This window comes from Sphingopyxis sp. HIX, assembly GCF_001468285.1.
GTDB lineage: Bacteria > Pseudomonadota > Alphaproteobacteria > Sphingomonadales > Sphingomonadaceae > Sphingopyxis.
In genome coordinates, this window is record NZ_LNSB01000013.1 from 17,429 (window position 1) to 36,079 (window position 18,651).

Below are 18,651 nucleotides of genomic sequence, written 5' to 3' on the forward strand. Positions count from 1 at the left end.
AGTCATCTCCCCGCTGTAGACTTCATCATGTCCATACAATCCGGTATGACAAGTTTGAAGCCCATGACCGAAATCGTTTTCTAGATCCGCGCGCGGATGCCGATGAAATATTTGGCGCCGTAATAATGATACTGCCGGCTGCTGCCATAGACCGGCATGTAGGTCGCCTTGGGCTCGTTGAAGATGTTGAGCGCCTCGAAGCGCAGCGACACGCCCTTCATCAGGTCGAGCGAGGCGCGGAAATCGACGGTCTCGCTGGGCCCGACGTAGCGCAGCTGGCTGTTGCCGCCGACGAAATCCTGGAAATAGCGCGACCGGTAATTGTAGATCGCCTGCAGCGACACGGGGCCGAGCTCGTAATAGGCCTGCGCCGACAGCACATGCTTCGAATAGCCCGACAGGTTCGCCGGCGGGATGATGCCCGCGCTGACGGTGTCGGTTTCGGGATCATATTGGTCGCCGAGCCGGATGTCCTGCGTCTCGAAATTGGAGTCGGCATAATTGTAGCTGATTTTCGCGCCCAGCCCGTCGAGCGGCTTGGGCAGGAAGGAGAAGCGCGTCGCGGCGGTGAGTTCGAGGCCGTAGATGCGCGACTTGTCGGGGCTGTTGCGCGTCTGGGTCACCGGGATCGCGACGCTCTGGCCGTCGATGGTGAAATCCTCGTCGAACACCACCGGCTGGAAGCCGCCGGTGAACTGCTTGTAATAGACCGTCGCCGACAGCAGGCTGTCCTTGTTCGGATACCATTCGAAGGCGAGGTCGGCGTTCCACGACATCAGCGGCTTGAGGCGCGGGCTGCCGTTGGCGGTGATGTTGCGGATCGCATCCTCGACCGAGGTGAAGCTGGTGCCGTCCTCGAGCAGGATCGTCCGTCCCGCGCCGAGCGCGCTGGGGTTGGGACGCGACATCGCACGATAGCCCGCGGCGCGGACCAGCGTGTTCGGCGCGACCTCGAAGATCGCGTTGATGCTGGGCAGGATGCGCGTGTTGCTGCTCTTGATCGTCACCGTGTCGAAATCGCCCGAGGTTTCGAGACGGATCGTGCCGTCGGGGTTGTTCACGATGCTGAGGTCGCTGCGCAGGCCGTTCGAGGTCACATCGGTCTTGACGACGCGCACGCCGACATTGCCGCGCACCGGCATGCTGCCAAGATCGCCGCCATATTCGGCCATGACATAACCCGCGAGCGTGCGTTCGGTGACGTCGCGATTGGCGACCGAGCGCGTGTCGGCAGGAAGCCCCGGATCCTCGCTGCCCATATATTCGCGGAACAGGCAGTCGACGTCGAAGGTCGCCCAGCTGTGGATATTATTGCCCTCGGCCGCCGACAGGAAATCGGTCTGCGGAAAGGCCTGGCGGCAGAGATTGTTGATGCGGCGATCTTCGGCGATCGGCGGGTTCAGGTTGAAGTCGCCGTTGCGCACGTCGTAGTCGCGATAGGTCAGATGCGACCAGCGCGCGCCCGCCGACAGCGTCTTGAGGAAACCGTCCAACTCATAGGCGGCGTCGAAGCGCCCGGCGTAGATTTCGTTGCGGCGCTTGCTCTCGTCCCGGCGGAAGCGCGCGTCGTCCCAGAACAGATTGTGATTATCGAGGTCGAAGCGCGGATCGATCGTGATCGTCGGCACGAAGCTGCCCGGCGTGATCGAATAGGTGTAGGGAATGCGCATGTTGTTGAAGACGGTGCGCACGCCGTTGACGTCGGTGGGGTCGGTGCGCAGGCGGACGTTGCGTTCGATTTCCTTGCGGATCGTGCGCGAATAGCTGCCGTCGAGGTTGATAGTCAGCCGGTCGGTCGGCTGCCATTCGACCGACAGCCCGCCGCCCAGATATTGTTCGGCGCGCGACAGTTCGGAACCGTTCGATTCGATCGCGCTGATGCCATTGAGGCTCTGGACGATGCCATTCTCGTCAAAGACGACGTTGGTCAGGCCGTAGCGTCCCTCGGACAGGTTGAGGTCACGGCGGCTCTCGACATAGGTGCGCTTCGAATATTGGACGTCGAGGTTGATATCGAGCGTGTCCGACGGCTGCCACTGGATCGCGCCGAAGATCGCGTCGCGCTTGTCGGTCTCGCTGATCTGGCGGAAGGTATAGGCGTTGGGGACGAGGTAGAAGGGCAGGTTCTGTCCATATTCGTCGCGCGTATATTCGTTGCAATTGTTGTTCGCGACGACGGGCGCAGCCTGGCACGCGGTCCAGGTCGTCGAGGCGGCATAGGTCTCCTCGGGATTGTTGGTGTCGTTGCGCTGCGCGCCGATCGCGATGCCGATCGTGTCGTTCGCGAACTGGTCGACATAGCTCAGGGTCCCGCGCCAGCCCACCCCGCCCGAGCCGCCGGTGATGCGGTCGCCATAGGGGTTGAATTGCGCCTTGATCTCGCCCTGCAGCCGCGTCTTGCCGAAATCGAGCGGACGCAAGGTGCCGATTTCGATCGTCCCCGCGACGCCCCCCTCGACGAGGCTCGCCTGCTGGGTCTTGTAGATCTTGATGTTGTTGACGAGTTCCGACGGGAACTGGTTGAAGTTGACCGAGCGGTCGCCGCTGCCGTTGGTCGCGTCGCGGCCGTTGAAGGTCGCGTTCGACAGGAAGGGGCCGAGGCCGCGCAGCGCGATTTCGGACGCGTCGCCCTTTTCGCGGTGCGTCGTCGCGCCGGTGATCGTCTGGATCGCCTGCCCCACCGAGATCGCCGGAATGTCGCCGATGTCGTCCGACGACAAGGCGTCGACGATCGCCGTCTCCTCGCGCTTGGTGTTGATCGAATTCTGGATCGTCTCGCGGATGCCGGTGACGACGATCGCATCTTCCTCCTGCGCCGCGTCCTGCGGCGCGGGGGCCTCCTGCGCGGCCGCGGGCGTGGCGGCGATCAGCAGCGTCGAACCGGCACCGGCCAGCAACGCGGCGCGCAGGCTGCGCGCGCGGATCGGATTAAGAGAAGTCACGTCGTCTCTCCCTGAAAATCGATTCTGTTCTAGCCGATGCTGTCGAGCATGGCGGCCAATTTGTCAACAATAGTGTATGGCAAATTGGTTAGTCCATTTTGCCATACACACTTGATCAGCGCACGAGCTGACTCCGCAGGCCGGGGACCGCGCGCGCCAGCGCCTGCGTCACCAGCTTGGCGGTGACCTCGGCCCCGACGTCGCCGAGGTGGGTGTAATCGAACTTGCGCGTCACCTGCCCGCGCGCGCCGTCGCCGACGATCGGCGCGGGCTCGGGCGGCGCCGGGCGCGCGGTGAGCGTCGTGCCCGCCTTCGCCGCGGCGAGTTCCTCGTCGGTCGGCGGCTCCTGCGCGAGCTTGGTCGCCATTTCCGCGCCCATCTCCTGCGCCTGCGCCGCGCTGAGTGCGTTGAGGTCGACGAGCGGCACGTCCATCGCCTTGGCGACGGCGCGCACCTGGTCCGACCAGCTCGCGAGCGTGTTCCTGAGCTTGCCGTCCTTGAACTCGCGGCGTGTCAGCGGGGTGACGAGCACCGGCGTCGCGCCCACCGCCTTCACCTCCTCGACGAAGCGCTTGAGGTTGGCGGGGAATTCGGTCGTCTCGTCGGTCCAGCGTTCGGGGCGCGACGACTGGTCGTTGTGCGCGAACTGGATCAGCACCCAGGTGCCGCGATAACCCGGCACCTTCGCCTCGGCGAGCGCGATGTCCCAGCCGCCCTCCTGGCGGTAGCTGCGCGTGCTGCGCCCGCCGCGCCCGGCGTTGAGGCAGGCGACCGAGGACTTCACATGATGCGCGCAGAACGCCCCGCCCCAGCCGCTGTGCGGTGCCATGGTGGAATCGCCGACGAGGATGATCTTGTACGGCTCGAGCGGCGGCGCATCGGTCCGTTCGCGCGTCTGCGCCTGCGCCCCGCCCGAAAGCAGCACGCAGGCGGCGGTTGCGGCAAGCCAGCGCATCACGAGAAGGCCAGGCCGCCGTTGATGTCGAGGCAGACGCCCGCGAGGAAGCTCGCCGCGGGCGAGGCGAGATAGACGATCGTGTCGGCGACCTCGTCGGGATGGCCCTCGCGGCGGAGCGGCGTGTTGCCCGCGGTTGCGGCGCGGCCCTCGGGCTGCGAGAAGATGTCGTGGAAGCTGGTGCCGATCAGGCCGGGGCAAACCGCGTTGACGCGAATGCCCTGCGGCCCGAGTTCCTTGGCCATCGAGCGGGTATAGGTCATCAGCGCGCCCTTCGCGGTCGCATAGACCGACGCGCCGGGGCCGCCGCCGTCGCGGCCGGCCTGGCTCGACACGTTCACCACCGCCGAGCCTTCGCCGAGGAAAGGCAGCGACGCCTGGAGCACGAGGAAGGCCGATTTGAGGTTGAGCGTCATGACATGGTCGAAAAAGGCCTCGTCCATCTCGCTCAAAGTCTTGCGCGCGACCATACCGCCCGCGAGGTTGACGAGGATGTCGAGCCGGCCGCTGAACGCGATCCCGACCTCCTCGAGCATCGCCTTGACCGCGCCGCTGTCGGTGACGTCAGCCTGGATAAGGAAGGCGTCGCCGCCCGCGTCCTTGATCGCTTTCAGCGTGTCCTCGGCGGCTTCGCGCCCGCTGTTGTAGTTGATCGCGACGCGGACGCCGGCACGCGCGAGCGCGATCGAGACCGACCGGCCGATATCGCGGCCGCCGCCAGTGACGAGCGCGGTTTTCCCCTGGAGATTCATCTGGTGCACTTCCTTATTCTTGATTGTTGGCGGGTTTGACGGTGACCGGTGCGACGCGGCCGCCGACCAGCCAGAAGCACAGGAAGGAGATGGGCACGATCGCCGCGGAGAGCGCGAAGATCGGCGCGTAGCTCGTCTCGGTGAGCGCCGGGACGAGCCACGTCGTGATCAGCGTGCCCGCGACCGCGGCGGTGCCGCTGATCCCCGCGAGGCTGCCGACCGCGCCGCCGCCGAAATAGTCGCTGGGCAGCGTCTGGATGTTGCCGATCGCCATCTGGAACCCGAACAGGATGCACGCGATCAGCAGCACCGCGGTCAGCGGATCGCTGGCGCCGATCGTCAGCAGCAGCGCGGGCAGCATGATCGCGCAGCCGATCGCGATGGTCGTCATCCGCGCCTTGTGCACGCCGCCGCCCTTGCCGATGATCCGCCCCGCGAGCCAGCCGCCGAACAGGCTGCCGAGCATCGCGCCGACGAAGGGCACCCAGGCGAAGAGCCCGATCTGCTTGACGTCGAAGCCGAAGGTCTCGGCGAGATAGATCGGCAGCCACGAGACGAAGAGCCACCAGACGGGGTCGAGGAAGAAGCGCGAGAGGATGACGCCCCAGCTCTGGCGATAGCGGAGCAGCTCGCCGAGCGGCACGCGGCGGTCGTCGTCGCGCCCCGCCTCGGTGCGCCCGGTCAGGATATAGTCGCGTTCTTCTTCGCTCAGCCCCGGATGCTTGTCGGGATCGGCCTTGTAGAACCACAGCCATGGGATGAGCCACACGAAGCCGAGCACGCCGATGAGCAGGAAGGTGCCGTGCCAGCCGAACTGGACGAAGAGCAGCGCGATCAGCGGCGCCGACACGATGCCGCCGAGCGAAGCTCCGGCGTTGAAGATGCCCTGCGCCAGCGCACGCTCGCGCGACGGGAACCACAGCGCGTTCGCCTTGGCGGCGCCGGGCCAGTTGCCCGCCTCGCTGATCCCGAGCGTCGCGCGCAGCACCATCAGCAGCGGCATCGAGCGCACCAGTGCATGCGCCGCGATCGACAGCGACCAGAACACGATCGAGATGGTGAAGCCCATCCGCGTGCCGATCGCGTCGAAGATGCGCCCGAAGAGCGACTGGCCGAAGGCGTAGAAGATCATGAAGATCGTCACCAGCAGCGCATAATCTTCCTTCGACGCGCCGATTTCCTTCGACACCTCGGGCCACATCACCGCGAGCGCGTTGCGGTCGATATAGTTGATGACGGTCGCCAGCGCGATCAGTCCGATCACGCACCAGCGGAAGCGGCCCTTGATATTGCTCATTTCTTCGCTCCGGTCTTGGCGAGGTCGAGGCGGCCGACGGGGCCGGTCCAGGCGAGGGTTTGGCCGTCGATGCCGACACTGTGCTTCGCCGTCGCCGTCACATCGTCGGCGACGGCAATCGCGATGCGGCGTCCGTCGACGAGGGTGACGAGGATGATATCGATGTCCCCTTCGCGGCGATGCTCGAGCCCCGTCACGCGCGCGCTGCTCGCGACGACCGTCTCGGCCGAGGCGTCATAGGCGCCATGCGGTTCGAGCAGGCTGACGAAGGTCGCGTCGCCCGCGCCGTCGACGCGCTGGATGACCACCGGTTCGCGGCGGAGGTTGAAGTCGGGATCGTTGGCGCCGCTCTCGGCGACGATGAAGCGCGCGCCCGCGGGCGGCAGCATATGATAGGAGTAGAAGCGGCTGCCTTGCATCCAGGTGAGCCGCGCCTTGCCGGCCTTGCTCCCCTCGCCGTCGACCCACAGATGCTGGTAGCCATTGGCCTGGCCGAGCACCGGGCGCTCGGCGAGCTTGCGGGCGAACGCAATGTCGCTGTCGATGATATGCCCCGAAAAATGCAGCGGCAGGTCGTAACGATGCCTGCCGCTGCCAGTCGGGTGGAGGATATCGAGGACGAGCGGGTTGGCGAGGCCGTCGACCTCGACCAGAAGCAAGGCGCGGCGGAAGGCGACGTCCTTGTACGCGCCGTCGATCGCGCCGATCGCATAGCGCGTCGGCCCGTCGAGCGACGCCGCGAGCTGGCGCGTGCCGACCTTCTCGCCCGCCTTCCAATCGCCGCCGAAATGGCTTTGTTCGTCGACGACCAGCGTGTTGTGCGCGATCGTCGCGCTCGCCCAGCTGTCGTTCTCGGGCAAATAGCGCCCGCCCTGCTTCGCCTCGACGTTGAGGAAGCGCGCGGCGCCGTAATCGGTCACCACCGCGCCGGTCTCGTCATAATAGAGCCAGCCGAGCCGGTCGAAATGGCCGTGCCCCATGCCCTGCACGGTGTTCTTGGCGACGAGCAGCGGCCCGCTCGGATCGGGCTTGGTGCGCAGCAGGACGAGCGCGCCCTGCTTGCCGTCGGGACCGTCGGAGAGCAGCCGCGAGCCGAAGGGCCAGGGCTGCGCCTTGCCCGCCGCGAGGTCGGCGGCCATCGCCTGCCCCGCGGGGGTCAGCACGGTGCGCCCCTGCCAGTCGGCGATCGACAGGAAGGCCGGATCTTTCGTGGCGCCATAGGCGATCGCGACCGCGTGATAGAGTTCCTCGGTGCGCAGGCTCTTGTCGGGCATCGCATCGTTGATCGGCAGGAAATAGCCGTCGTGGGTGACGTCGATCGCGGTGCGGATCGCCTTCAGGACGATGCCGCCCCGATATTCGAAAATCCGGCGGTCGGGATCGTTTGCCGCGATCGCCGCGGCGAAGACGACGAAAGGCTGCAGCGCATAGCGTTGGTAATAAGGTCCTTCGGCATAATAGCCGTCGGGCGAGAAGAGCAGGTCGAGCTGGCGCAGGAAGCCCGCCTTGCCGCTCTTGTCGAGCCCGAGCAGCGCCTTGTCGACGAGGTCGCGGTCGCCGAGCAGATAGCCCGACAGCCCGACGCCGGCCGCGGCCCAGGTCGCGTGATTATGGATGCGGTCGATCACCTCGGGCGAGCCGTCGGAGAGGAAATGCGCCATCGGGCGGATCACCCGGTCGTCGATGCGCTGGCGGTCGGCGGCCGAGAGCGAGGCGCGGATCTCGGCATAGCCCTGCACCGCATTGACGAGGAAGACGCTGTCGTTGAGGCTTTGCCAGAAGAGGCGCCCCGCGCTCTGGTTGGCCTTGGCCGGATGCGGGCCGAGCCCCGGATAGAGGTCGGCATAAGCGAGCAGCATGGCGCGGACATGGTCGCGGTAACGCGCCTCGCCGGTCAGGCGGAAGAGCTGGCCGCCCTCGAAGATGACGCGGTAGTTGCGCTTGTGTTGCTCGTGGGTGAAGCCGCCGCCCGGGTCCTTGGGCACGGGCACGTTGATGCCCGCCGCGATCGAGGCGTCGACGTCGCGCCGCGCGCGCTCGACCTCGCCCGCGAAGAGTGGGGCATAGGCCTGCGGGACGGCGGCGGGCGGGGTCTGGGCCTGCGCCGGGATGGCGTGCAGCGTCGCGGCGGCGAGCAGGAGCGCGAGGGTGCGGGTCATGGGCGCGCCTCGACATTGCCTTCGACCAGCCCGCGCGGCGGGCCTTTCCAGGCGAGCTCCTCGATGCGCGGCGCGGGGGTCGCGGCGAAGGCGTTCGACGCGATGCGCGTCTCGGGCGCGCCGACCGAGTGGATCACGACGATGCCGTCCGACTTGGCGAAATTATTCTGCACGATCTCGGCGTGCTGCGCGCCCGAGATGCGCAGCGACGCACCGTCGGCGCCGCTGTCGGCGACGCTCGACCCGGTCATCGCGAACCATGGACCGAAGGTGCTTTCGTCGCTGCCCTTGCGCAAGAGGTCGGCGACCATCGCAACGCGCGCGAAATGGCTGCCGGTAACCGTCAGCCGCTCCATCGGGTACCAGCCCTTGGCCTCCTGCTCGCCGGTCGCGGCGACGACGACGCCCATCTCGGCGAAGGCGCTGTTCGTGATGATCACATCGTCGGCAAAGGTACCCGGCGCCATCACGATGCCGTCGAGGCGGCCCTTGCCCGGCCCCGCCACCGACACGCCGTCCAGCGTGAGGCTGTAATTGGGCGCGGCACCGGGGCCGACCGCGATCAGCGCGCCCTCGCCCGCCGCGCCGCGCGCATCGATGTCCAGATTTTCGAGGCGCAGTCCGCCGCCACCTTCGATGCGCGCGAGCCCTGCCGCGACGCGCAGCACGGGCTTCGCATCCTTCGCCCCCGCGATCGTCAACCGGTGGCGCAGCGCCAGCGGCGCGGCGACCTCATAGGTGCCCGCCGCGAGCGACAGCGTATCGCCCGCCCGGCTCTCGGCCACCGCCGCAGCGAGCGAGGCGCCCGCGGCGAGCGGGTGCGTGGCGCCGGTGCCGAACGCCGCCTCGGGCGCCTCGCCGCGGTACCAGCTCGCGCCGACCTCGGCGCGCGTCACGGGCTGGAGGTCGCGCGGCGCGCCGACCGCGGCGAGTGCCGGGTCGGTCGGATAGAGCAAGCCGTTCGCGGCGCGCTCGAGCGTCACCTCGCGCTGCTCGACCCCCGCGCCGAGCAGCGGCTTGGCGACCTTCGCCTCGACATTGCCGGCGAGCGCGATGCCGCCGATCTCGCCCTCGGCGCGGAACGGGTCTTCGCCCTTCGTACCGACGATCAGGTTGCGCTCGAACCGACTGTCGACGGGCGCCGCCGAGCGTTCGGCATCGGCGCCGGCGGCGAGCGTGATGCGCGCGCTGTCGATGATGCTGTTATTCTCGATCCGCGCATTCGCGACCTGATGATAGCGGTTGATCACCGAGTTCGGCACGCCGTTCATCACGCTGAGCGCGCTCTTGAACGAACTGCCCGAAAGCCCCTCGAAATAATTGCCGCGCACTTGCTGGTCGCGGTTGATCACGCGCACCCCGCCGGTGTCGGGCACGCCCTTGCCGAGGAAGATATTGCGCTCGACGATATTGCCGTTGCCGTGGCGCAGCACGAAGGCGCCCTGCGCTTCGAGCACGAGATTTTCGCGGAGGATATTGCCGCCCGACTTGACCGACACGATCTCGACCTCGCCGCTGGTGCGGTCGAAGATGTTGCGCTCGACGATGCTGTTCGACGCCGACAGCGATTCCTCGCTGGTGCCGATGCGGATCGTCTCGCCGCCGTTCGAGCCCAGCGGCGGGCGCGGGCCGAAATAATTGTGATCGATGCGGTGGCGGTTATCGAGCGGGTCGCCCGCGCGGCGGATCACCGCGAGCGTGACGCCGCTGTTGGTCTTGCCCTCGAAATGCGAATGGTCGACGCGGTTGCCGGTGCCGTAGAGCGCGACCCAGATATCCTCGGCGCGGCGGTCGGGCTTGCTGTAGCCGTCAATGACGACCTCGGTCACGCGCGTATCGCTCGCGAGCGTCTTCGAATCGCGGCGGAAGGCGATCACTTCGCCGGTCGGGCTCGACCCGTTCTTGAAGACGAGACCCGAAACGAGCAGGTGCCGGCCGCCGATGCGCAGGTTCGACTGGCCGGTGAGCAACACCTTGCCCCTGGTCTGCGCGGTCAGCGCGATCGGCTTGTCCGCGGTGCCGGTACCCGTGAAGACGATCTGGAAATCGCGCCACTCGCCGTCGGCGAGGATGATATTGTCGCCAGGCTGCGCCTTTTTGACCGCGACCTGATATTGCGCCTGGTCGCTGACGAGCAGGTCGCGCGCTAGCGCCGGATGCGCCGCCGAGACCAGCAAAATAGCCGTTAGAACCGCCCTTGTCCGCACTATGCCTCACCCATCTTCTGATTCTCGCTCACTGGTCTATACAAGCGGTATGACAATATCAACCCGGCTTTGGTCTGAATCATGGGTTGACATACTGGCCTGACAGGAAGAGCTTGCCGCAAAACAAGACCTGGGAGGGAGTGGGATATGATTCGGGCCAGCCTGATGCGCGTTTCGCGCGGCAAGATGAATTTCGCGGCGGCGCTGCTGGGCACGACCGCGCTGCTCGGCGTCCCCGCCTTCGCGCAGGACGCGGCAGCGCAGGACAGCACCGCGACCGACGCGAGTGACGATGACACGATCGTCGTTTCCGGCATCCGCAGCTCCCTTGCCACCGCGCTGGGCGAGAAACGCACCTCGGACAATATCGTCGAAGTCATCCAGGCCGAGGATATCGGCAAGCTGCCCGACCAGAACCTCGCCGAAGTGCTGGAAAATGTCACCGGGGTCCAGATCACGCGCCAGGCGGGCGTCGGCAATGCGGTGCAGATCCGCGGCACCGACGCCAACCGCACCGAAATCAACGGCGTGTCGACCGTCGGGTCGGGCGCCGGCCGCTCGGGCATCAGCTTCGAGGATCTGCCCGCCGCGCTGATCGCCTCGGTCGAGGTCACCAAGGTGCCGACCGCGCAGACGATCGAGGGATCGGTCGGCGGTACGATCAACCTGCGCACGATCCGCCCGCTCGACCTCCGCGATCCGCTGATCGCCGCGCGCGTGCAGTTCGAAAACAGCGACCTCTCCAAATCGACGCTGCCGCGCGTCTCGGCGACGCTCGGCAACCGCTGGGATACCGGCATCGGCGAGATCGGCATCGTCGTGAGCGGCAGCTATGCGCGGCAGGACGTCGCGGCGTTCAAGCCGCGGGTCGACCGCGATGCGCTCGTGCTGCCGGGCTCGGGGCCGAGCGCCGAGGCCTTCCCTTTCCTGCGCATCCAGTTCCTGCAGCAGGGGCTCGAGAATTACGAATATGAGACGTACAACGGCACCGCCGCGCTCGAGTGGAAGCCCAACGACGACCTCAAATTCTATTTCGACGCGACGCTGAACAACCAGCAGCGCGGCCAGCAGAGCCACCGCGTCCAGATTTCGGGCACCGCGACCCCTTCGGTGGTCGACGCGATGAACAATAGCGACTTCGAAACCGTCGATTTCGGCACGCTCGACGGCCCCAATGGCCCGATCGACCTCGGTACGGTGCAGGCCGCGCTCGCGGGCACGATCGGCATCGGCGGCTCGACCGGGACGGTCATCGATCCGAACCTGCGCACCTCGTCCGACACCGGTGCGCGCGTGACCAAGAGCCGCGTGTTCGACCTCGGCACCGAATGGCAGGTGACCGACAAGCTGAGCCTCCGCGCCGAGCTGTCGCTGTCGACCTCGAAGTCCGATTTCCCCAATTTCTCGACCACGCTCGACTTCATCAACCCCAACGGGCCGCAGCCCGTGATCGGGCGCAGCATCGACAATGGCGTGCCGATCGAATTCGACCTGCGCGGCGGCACGCTGCAATTCGGCATCGACCAGGCGAGCCCCTTCGCGCCGACGACCGCGCAACTGCTCGACCCCGCCAATTACCAGCTGCAGCAGGTGACGCAGGGCGCCAATTCGACCGATAATGAGGAGCGCGCGGCGCGGCTCGACTTCAGCTACGACACGAGCGACCTCAACCCCTTCGTCACCTCGGTCGACTTCGGCTGGCGCTGGAACCGCACCTCGGCCGAGAACAGCGAATTTTCGAACAATGTCAGCCTGACCAACACCACCACCGCGTGGAACCGTCCGTCGGGCGACCTCTTCTCCGATATATTGATCCCGGGGCCGAACAACTTCAACGCCGCCGACGGGCGCGAGCTTTATTTCCCCGACTTCCTGCTGATCGACGGCGGCCTCGCCTTCCGCGATCCGGCGAGCGTCCTCGCGGCGCTCAACGAAGCGATCGCGGCGAGCAATGCCGCGCGGACGCAAGGGCCAGCGGTCGCGTCGCTCGCGACGCCGACCGAATCCTTCGCGGGCTTCTTCAGCATCAAGGAGACGACCAACGCCGCCTATTTCCAGGCCAATATGGAGGGCGAGATCGCGGGCATGCCGGTGCGCGGCAATGCGGGCTTCCGCTGGCTGCACACCAGGTTGTCGTCGACCGGCAACAACATCGCCAACGGCGCGGTCACCGGCCAGACCGTCGCGAAGAGCGACTATAATTTCCTGCTGCCGCGCTTCAGCCTGGTGCTCGAGCCCGCCGACAGGTTGCTGGTCCGCGCAGGCATCGCGCGCGACATCCGCCGGCCCAATTTCGACACGCTGTCGACCTCCTTCTCGTTCGGCACGGGCGCGAACACCCCGGTCGCGGTCGGCAACCCCGACCTGGTGCCCGAGGCGGTGTGGTCGTTCGACCTGTCGGGCGAATATTATTTCGCGCCGTCGAGCCTGGTCAGCATCGGCTTCTTCCACAAGAGCCGCACGAACCTGTTCGCGCAGCGGCAGGAGGATCCGGCGCCGAACCTCGACGCGAACGGCAATCTCAACATCTCGATCGATCCCGCCTGCCCCGGCGGCGGCATCTACAACCCGATCGCCAACCGCAACATCAACAACCCGATCCAGGGCGTCGGCATCTGCGTCCCGCGCAGCTCGACCTTCAACGTCCCGGGCAGCACGACGCAGACCGGCATCGAAATCGCCTTCCAGCACGATCTGTCGGCGTGGGAAGACGCGCTCGGCTTCGCCTCGGGCTTCGGCGTGATCGGCAATTTCACCTATCAGAAGACCGGCGGATCGGCGCGCGAGTTTCGCGTCGCCGACGGGCCGCGGACGGTGTTCACCCAGCTGGGTTTCCCGAATTCGCGCGACCTGATCACGCTGACCAACCTGTCGAAATATGCCTATAACGCGACGTTATTCTACGACAAATACGGGCTGAACGCGCGGCTGCGCTACACATGGCGGTCGAGCTATGTGTCGAACGACCCCTTCTTTTTCGGCCTGCCGCTGATCAACGGCGCGCGCGGGCAGCTCAACGCCAGCATCAACTACGACATCACCGACAACATCAACGTCGGGGTCGAGGGGATCAACCTGCTGCGCGGCGACCAGAACCAATATTGCGTGAACAACAAGGCGCTGCTGTGTTTCCAGGGGCTCACCGACCGGCGGATCACCGCCGGGCTGAGCGTGAAGTTCTAGGGGCTAGCTGACCTTCGCGGTCGGCATCAGCCAGGCGGTGCCGCGGCCGTTGAGCTTGTAGACGAAGCCCTCGCCGCTGCGCAACGCGTTGCGCAGCCCCTTGACCAGCGGGCCGATGGTGACGCTGAGCTCGGCGGAGAACATCAGCATGAAGTCGCCGTCGACGGTGAGTTCCTGGCTGCCGTCGAGTTCGACGATGTCGATCTCCTCGACCGGCACCGGCGCCTCGACCGCGAACACCCCCTTGCCGCTCATCTTGGGCTGGACGAGGCCGTTGCCGCCGAGCACGCCGGCGATGGTGTTGTGGCGATGCGTCGTCAGCTGGATGCCCGCGCCGCAGGCATAAAAGGCCTTATCGTCGAGCAGCAGCGAATCGCCATCGATCTCGCCGATGATGAAATTGCGGCGGCCGGGCTCGGTCCAGATCGTGCCATGGCCCGAGAATTTGGTCGCGAAGGCCGATTCGCCGGTCCCCGCCGAGGCGAGCGCGCGGCCGAAGAAGCCCTTGTCCTCGTGCTGCTGGACGGTCGATTCGATCTTGCCGTGCATATATTGCAGCGCCCCGGGTTCGAGCATCACCGCGCCGCCCGAAAGCTTGATGCACAGCTGGAAGATGTCGGTATTCTCGACGATATAATGCACCCCGCCCTCGGCGGTCGGCATACCGCGGGTGACCAGCCTTTTTTCGACGAAGCGATATTTCTCGATCCGGACGCCGCCGGCTTCGACGGCTTCTTCCAGTCTGCGAAATTCGGTCATCTTCGGGCTCCTTCGGGTCAGCGGAACGGGTTTTCGTCGTCCGAATAGCGTTCGTTTATGAACTGCGTGTTGTTGGTGAAGGCGTCGATGTCGTGCTGCGCCAGGTCGCGGAGCATCGAATCGACGCGCTCCTGCAATTTGTCGAGGCTGGCGTCGAGCAGGAAGCTCGCCGACTTGCCCGTCTTGCGGAAAATCTCGCCGCGGTGGCTGGCGGGGACGTCGATATAGCTCTGCACCAGCCCAGGCAGGTGGACGTCGCGCATCTGGCCGGTGTCGACGCGGCTGAAGCTGGGCACCTGTTCGCGTTCCATCGCCTTTTCGACCGCGGTGATCGATTCGAGGATGGTGGCGATCTTGGCCTTGGCGCTCTTGGGGATGCGCTCGTCGTCATAGTCGAAGGCGGGGGGCGCCGCGGCCGGCGGCGGCGCAGCGGGCGGCGGCGCGGGGTTGCCGCGCGGCGTTTCCGCCTCCCCGCCGAACAGGCGGCCGAGCCGTCGCAACATGCTCATCGCGTCTCTTTCCCGCCTGCTGCCGTCATCCTGCCCCATCCATAGCCGCGCGCACCGGGCTTTCCAAGGCGGTCAAAGCGCGCTCAGCGCCGAACGATGCTGGCCATCGAGCGCATCGACCGAGGCGGTGACGTCGGCGAACGCCGCGCGGAGCGCCGCCACCTGTTGGGCCGCCTCGGCGCTGTCCAGCGCAAAGCCGGCATTGCCGTCGGCCGAGGCCTGCGCCGAGCGTTCGAGCAGCGAGCCCGCCGCCGCCGTCACGCCGCCGATGCGCGACAACACCATGCGCTGGTTGGTCAGCGTCTGCGCCGCGACGATCGCGGTCTGCAGCGCGGCGATCGTCGTCGCCGAGGCGCGGTCGATGCCCTTGATCAACTCGATATTGTTGGTCTGGATGATGCCGAGCATCGCATAGCCCTGCTGCGACACCGCCATTTGCGTCAGCAGGTCGCCGTGGCGCTGGCGCGCCTGGAACAGCGCGGTCGAGCGCAGCCGCTGCGCCTTGTTCGGATCGCCCTGATCGAGCTGCGACGCGAGTTTCTCGAAGCGCGCGTCGAGGTGGCCCGACATCTCGACCGCCTCGGCGAGGCTCGCGAGCAAAGGCCAGGTCGCGGCGCGGAAGCGCTCGATCGCGATATTGTCCTGGAGCAGCAGGTCGCGGCTTGCCGCCAGCGCACCGAGCGCGGCTTCGATCTCGCCCTCGGCGTCGCGATAGCGGTCGAAATAGCTCGTCAGCCGGTTGCCCGAGGGGAAGAGCCCGAGCAGGCGCCGCGGTTTGAGCAGTTCGTCGCCCACGCCGGGGTCGAGCCGCTCGACCACCGCGCGCAGCCGTTCGAGATGCGTGTGCACCGCGGTGACCGCACCGTCGCGGTTGCCGGTGCGCGACATGGTGGCGCGCGCCTGGTCGGAGAGCAGTTTGACCTCGCGGCTGCCGAGCGCCGCGATCTGCGCCGCCTTGCTGTCGAATTCGGGGCTGTGCGGGTCGATCGACACGAAGGCCCCCGCGAATTCGCGCGCGACCGCCTTCAGCCGCGCGACGGTCGAAGCGTCGAGCGCGACCTCGCTGCCGCTCGCCGGCCGCGCGGGGGGCGCCGAGGGCGCCGGGGGTTCGAGATCGAGCCCGCTCATGCCACCCGGACGTCGGCCTGCTGTTCGGGGCCCGCGACTCCATGCGCCTGCGCGCGGCGCACGATCATGCCCGCCCAGGGCGCGTGCGTCGCGGGTTCGCACATGCTGCCGTTGCTGCCGAACACCGCGGGCGCCTCCTGGCTCAATATCGCGCGCGCCTCGGCCATTTCGGACGCGTCGGGGCGATAGACCGAATGGATGATCGATATCTGCTCGGGGTGGATCGCGGTCTTGGTGAGCAGGCCATGCTCGATATCCTGCTCGACCTCGCGGCGGAGAACGTCGGGCGAGGAGAAATGCTCGAACACCGGCGCCGCGACGCCGAAGCCGTTGGGGATGAAGGTGCCGGTGATGTCGCGGATGACGCTGCCGAGCGGGCCGTCGTAGGCGGTGCGGTAGCGCGAGCGGCGGATGCCGAGCAGGCCGAGGATGTCGTTGCCGCCGATGCGCACCGCCGACACGCGCTCGGCATAGGGCTTGAGCTGGTCGCAGAGGCGCGCGAGCGCGGCGCGGTCGAACGCCTCTTCGCCCTCGATCGTCGGCATGATGCGGTGATGCTCGTGCATCAGCGCGGTGAGCCAGACGGGCAGCGACTGGGTCGTCACCTTGGGCAGGACGAAGCCGTCGATACGGTCGATGCCCTCCATGTGGAGCAATTGCGTCAGCATCGGGAAATTGCGCGGGCGGATATAGATGGACAGCGTCGGCGCGCGCTCGGCGAAACCCGCGAGCAGCGCCTGCAGCGCGGCGGTCGCCGCGGGCACCTGGTCGTCGCGCACCGAATCCTCGAGGCAGATGACGACCGAGCGCAGGTCGTCGATCGCGCCATAGGCGATCGCCTTTGCGGTCGGGTTGATGGCGGGGACGTAGAGGGTGGCACCCAGTTCGACCGCGTTCATTGCTGCTCTGCTCCCAAGTCTTTGATAATGGTGACGGCCCGATAGGTCCGCAAGTTTCTTTCGATCACCGGTACGCCCGCCTGGCGAGCGAGCAGCACGATGTGCGCGACGTCGGGGTCGCCACGCCGCTGGACATGGATATGGTCTGGCACACGGCGCAGGATCGCGCGAGTGGCTTCGGCGATGCCAGGCTTGATGCGGTTGATGTCGGTGATCCCGGCTTCGGCGGCGAGTTCGGCGATGGTGTCGGCGGCGCCTTGCCGCACGGTCGCGACCTCGCCGGCGGACCAGGGGCGCTCGGCGCTCCCCTGCCACTCGCCCGCCGCCTCGATCGCATCGATATAGGCGCGGCTGACGTCGCGCGCGGCGTGTTCGGGCATGGCGAGGCAGGCGTGAAAATCGTGCGGGCCAACGAGGTCGGTGTTGAGCACCGAGCGGCTGACGAGACCCGAGACGATGCCGTTGAGCAACCCCCCGGGGATGACATAATCGTCGAAGCTCGCTGCGAGGTCGGCGACCCCCGCAGGATCGGCTACCACCGCGAGGAAGGGCGCGAAACCGGTGGCGCCGTCGCCGAGCGAGCGGTCGAGTTCGCCGCGGATCGCGCCCTTGCCCGTCCAGCCGTCGACGAAGACGGCATTCGCGGTGCCGTGGCGGTGCGCGACATAGGCGAGCGCGTTGGTGTCGATGCCGCGGCCGCGGATGATGCTGATCGAATAATGATGCGCCGCGACCCCGCGCCGGACGAGCGCGCGCTTGAGGAGGATGCCGATCGGCGTGCCCGCGCGCGCGAGCGACAGGATCACGCAGCTTTCGGCCGTTTCGCGGCGCGCGGCGATTGCCGCCGCCAGCACCTCGACATCGTGGCGGACGCGCGCGGCATTGGCGGCGAGCGCGGCGTGGTAGAGGCGCATATAGGCCTCGCCGGGCACCGCCTCGGCCGAGAGCATTTCGGAATAATGGCGCGCGCCCGACTGGATCAGCCGCTCCTTCTCGGCGATGTCGACCGGCTCGATCCGCCGGGGATTGAGCAGGAAGACAACGTCGTCCGGGTCATAGGAGCCCGAAAAGCTCCAATTCCCTTCCGCGTCGAGATAGATGGCGCTGCGTGTCATCGCGTCAATCGACCCAGCCATTGCCGTCGACGACCTGCGCCCACAGCTGCGAGCGCGTCGGCACCACTGCAAAATCGCAGAGGTCCATGAAACCGACGTCGGAGACGCTGTCGCCGATGCCGATCACCGGCCGGTCGGGCGCCTCGCTCCGCGCGCGGTCGATCAGGTAGCGTACCGCGACGCGCTTGCTGAGCCAGGGCGGCAGATAGGCGAGATTGTTGCCGTTGCGATGGCAGCGCCAGTCTTTCGGCACGTGGGGTGCCAGTTCCTGCTCGAGCACCGCGAGTGCCTGGTCGTCATGCTCGTTGCTCTTGATCACGACATAGAGGTCGAGGCCATTCTCTTCGACCATCCAGTGGCGGAATCGGACGGTGCAGAGCGGGTCGGCGATGGCGCGATAGACGTCGGCGACGGGATCGACGCGAAGTGCCTCCCCCGCGAGCCGGTCGTGCCAGACACGGTCGATCTCGCCGTCGTCGCCGACGATGCAGCCGCCGTTCGAGCAGATCGCGGGCGCCTGTTCGATCGCCACGCGCGCGAGCACGTCGCGGCCGCGCGCGGTCACGGGCACGACGGTGCCGTCCCGCAGCCAGCCAAGGAAATGCTGCTGCATCGGGGTCGCGAAGCCGCTGGGGCTGCCGTCGAGCAGGCTGCTCATCTGGCGCAGCCCTTCCATGCCCGGCGGGCATTTGGGCATCGTCTGGAACAAGGTGTCGTCGAGGTCGGTGAGGACGAGCGGGCGCATC

13 protein-coding genes are annotated in these 18,651 nt (G+C 67.0%); 1 reads left to right on the forward strand and 12 read right to left on the reverse strand.

Annotated features, from left to right (window positions below; genetic code table 11):
• Positions 1-80: 80 nt before the first annotated feature.
• The 6 genes from ATE62_RS08150 to ATE62_RS08175 form a co-directional block, all read right to left on the reverse strand.
• Positions 81-2,942 (reverse strand): TonB-dependent receptor, encoded by a 2,862-nt coding sequence (locus tag ATE62_RS08150; protein ID WP_082662679.1) that lies wholly within the window; start codon positions 2,940-2,942, stop codon positions 81-83.
• Positions 2,943-3,057: 115 nt separating this feature from the next.
• Positions 3,058-3,897 (reverse strand): rhamnogalacturonan acetylesterase, encoded by an 840-nt coding sequence (locus ATE62_RS08155; RefSeq protein WP_058806303.1) that lies wholly within the window; start codon positions 3,895-3,897, stop codon positions 3,058-3,060.
• Entirely contained in the window at positions 3,897-4,649 is a 753-nt protein-coding gene (locus ATE62_RS08160; protein ID WP_058806304.1) for an SDR family NAD(P)-dependent oxidoreductase, read from the reverse strand. The genes ATE62_RS08155 and ATE62_RS08160 overlap by 1 nt, the downstream gene beginning before the upstream one ends.
• A 13-nt stretch (positions 4,650-4,662) precedes the next feature.
• Positions 4,663-5,946: an MFS transporter gene (locus ATE62_RS08165; RefSeq protein ID WP_058806305.1), complete on the reverse strand. Its 1,284-nt coding sequence runs from the start codon at positions 5,944-5,946 to the stop codon at positions 4,663-4,665.
• Positions 5,943-8,105, reverse strand: coding sequence for a heparinase II/III domain-containing protein (locus ATE62_RS08170; RefSeq protein ID WP_058806306.1), 2,163 nt, complete (start codon positions 8,103-8,105; stop codon positions 5,943-5,945). The genes ATE62_RS08165 and ATE62_RS08170 overlap by 4 nt, the downstream gene beginning before the upstream one ends.
• Positions 8,102-10,282 (reverse strand): chondroitinase-B domain-containing protein, encoded by a 2,181-nt coding sequence (locus tag ATE62_RS08175; RefSeq protein WP_058806307.1) that lies wholly within the window; start codon positions 10,280-10,282, stop codon positions 8,102-8,104. The genes ATE62_RS08170 and ATE62_RS08175 overlap by 4 nt, the downstream gene beginning before the upstream one ends.
• Positions 10,283-10,459: 177 nt before the next feature.
• Between ATE62_RS08175 and ATE62_RS08180 the strand changes: the two genes are divergently transcribed.
• Complete coding sequence (locus ATE62_RS08180; protein WP_197411586.1) at positions 10,460-13,495, forward strand: TonB-dependent receptor; 3,036 nt, start codon at positions 10,460-10,462, stop codon at positions 13,493-13,495.
• A gap of 3 nt (positions 13,496-13,498) precedes the next feature.
• On the opposite strand, the gene ATE62_RS08185 is transcribed toward ATE62_RS08180, so the two are convergent.
• The 6 genes from ATE62_RS08185 to ATE62_RS08210 form a co-directional block, all read right to left on the reverse strand.
• Complete coding sequence (locus tag ATE62_RS08185) at positions 13,499-14,254, reverse strand: AIM24 family protein (protein ID WP_058806308.1); 756 nt, start codon at positions 14,252-14,254, stop codon at positions 13,499-13,501.
• Between the two features lie 17 nt (positions 14,255-14,271).
• Complete coding sequence (locus ATE62_RS08190) at positions 14,272-14,763, reverse strand: hypothetical protein (protein ID WP_197411587.1); 492 nt, start codon at positions 14,761-14,763, stop codon at positions 14,272-14,274.
• Between the two features lie 72 nt (positions 14,764-14,835).
• Entirely contained in the window at positions 14,836-15,891 is a 1,056-nt protein-coding gene (locus ATE62_RS08195; RefSeq protein ID WP_058806309.1) for a toxic anion resistance protein, read from the reverse strand.
• The gene (locus tag ATE62_RS08200) at positions 15,888-16,790 is read right to left on the reverse strand and encodes an HpcH/HpaI aldolase/citrate lyase family protein (protein WP_058806310.1); all 903 of its coding nucleotides are present in this window, start codon (positions 16,788-16,790) and stop codon (positions 15,888-15,890) included. The genes ATE62_RS08195 and ATE62_RS08200 overlap by 4 nt, the downstream gene beginning before the upstream one ends.
• Positions 16,787-17,905 (reverse strand): cysteine protease StiP family protein, encoded by a 1,119-nt coding sequence (locus ATE62_RS08205; RefSeq protein WP_058806311.1) that lies wholly within the window; start codon positions 17,903-17,905, stop codon positions 16,787-16,789. The genes ATE62_RS08200 and ATE62_RS08205 overlap by 4 nt, the downstream gene beginning before the upstream one ends.
• A 4-nt stretch (positions 17,906-17,909) precedes the next feature.
• The gene (locus ATE62_RS08210) at positions 17,910-18,650 is read right to left on the reverse strand and encodes a sucrose-6-phosphate hydrolase (RefSeq protein WP_197411588.1); all 741 of its coding nucleotides are present in this window, start codon (positions 18,648-18,650) and stop codon (positions 17,910-17,912) included.
• Position 18,651: the final 1 nt, after the last annotated feature.

Coding starts and splice junctions, on each gene's coding strand:
- ATE62_RS08160 (WP_058806304.1), bottom strand. CDS start 4,649: ATGAATCTCCAGGGGAAAACCGCGCTCGTCACTGGCGGCGGCCGCGAT.
- ATE62_RS08155 (WP_058806303.1), bottom strand. CDS start 3,897: ATGCGCTGGCTTGCCGCAACCGCCGCCTGCGTGCTGCTTTCGGGCGGG.
- ATE62_RS08210 (WP_197411588.1), bottom strand. CDS start 18,650: ATGCGCCCGCTCGTCCTCACCGACCTCGACGACACCTTGTTCCAGACG.
- ATE62_RS08200 (WP_058806310.1), bottom strand. CDS start 16,790: ATGAACGCGGTCGAACTGGGTGCCACCCTCTACGTCCCCGCCATCAAC.
- ATE62_RS08195 (WP_058806309.1), bottom strand. CDS start 15,891: ATGAGCGGGCTCGATCTCGAACCCCCGGCGCCCTCGGCGCCCCCCGCG.
- ATE62_RS08165 (WP_058806305.1), bottom strand. CDS start 5,946: ATGAGCAATATCAAGGGCCGCTTCCGCTGGTGCGTGATCGGACTGATC.
- ATE62_RS08170 (WP_058806306.1), bottom strand. CDS start 8,105: ATGACCCGCACCCTCGCGCTCCTGCTCGCCGCCGCGACGCTGCACGCC.
- ATE62_RS08190 (WP_197411587.1), bottom strand. CDS start 14,763: ATGAGCATGTTGCGACGGCTCGGCCGCCTGTTCGGCGGGGAGGCGGAA.
- ATE62_RS08180 (WP_197411586.1), top strand. CDS start 10,460: ATGATTCGGGCCAGCCTGATGCGCGTTTCGCGCGGCAAGATGAATTTC.
- ATE62_RS08205 (WP_058806311.1), bottom strand. CDS start 17,905: ATGACACGCAGCGCCATCTATCTCGACGCGGAAGGGAATTGGAGCTTT.
- ATE62_RS08185 (WP_058806308.1), bottom strand. CDS start 14,254: ATGACCGAATTTCGCAGACTGGAAGAAGCCGTCGAAGCCGGCGGCGTC.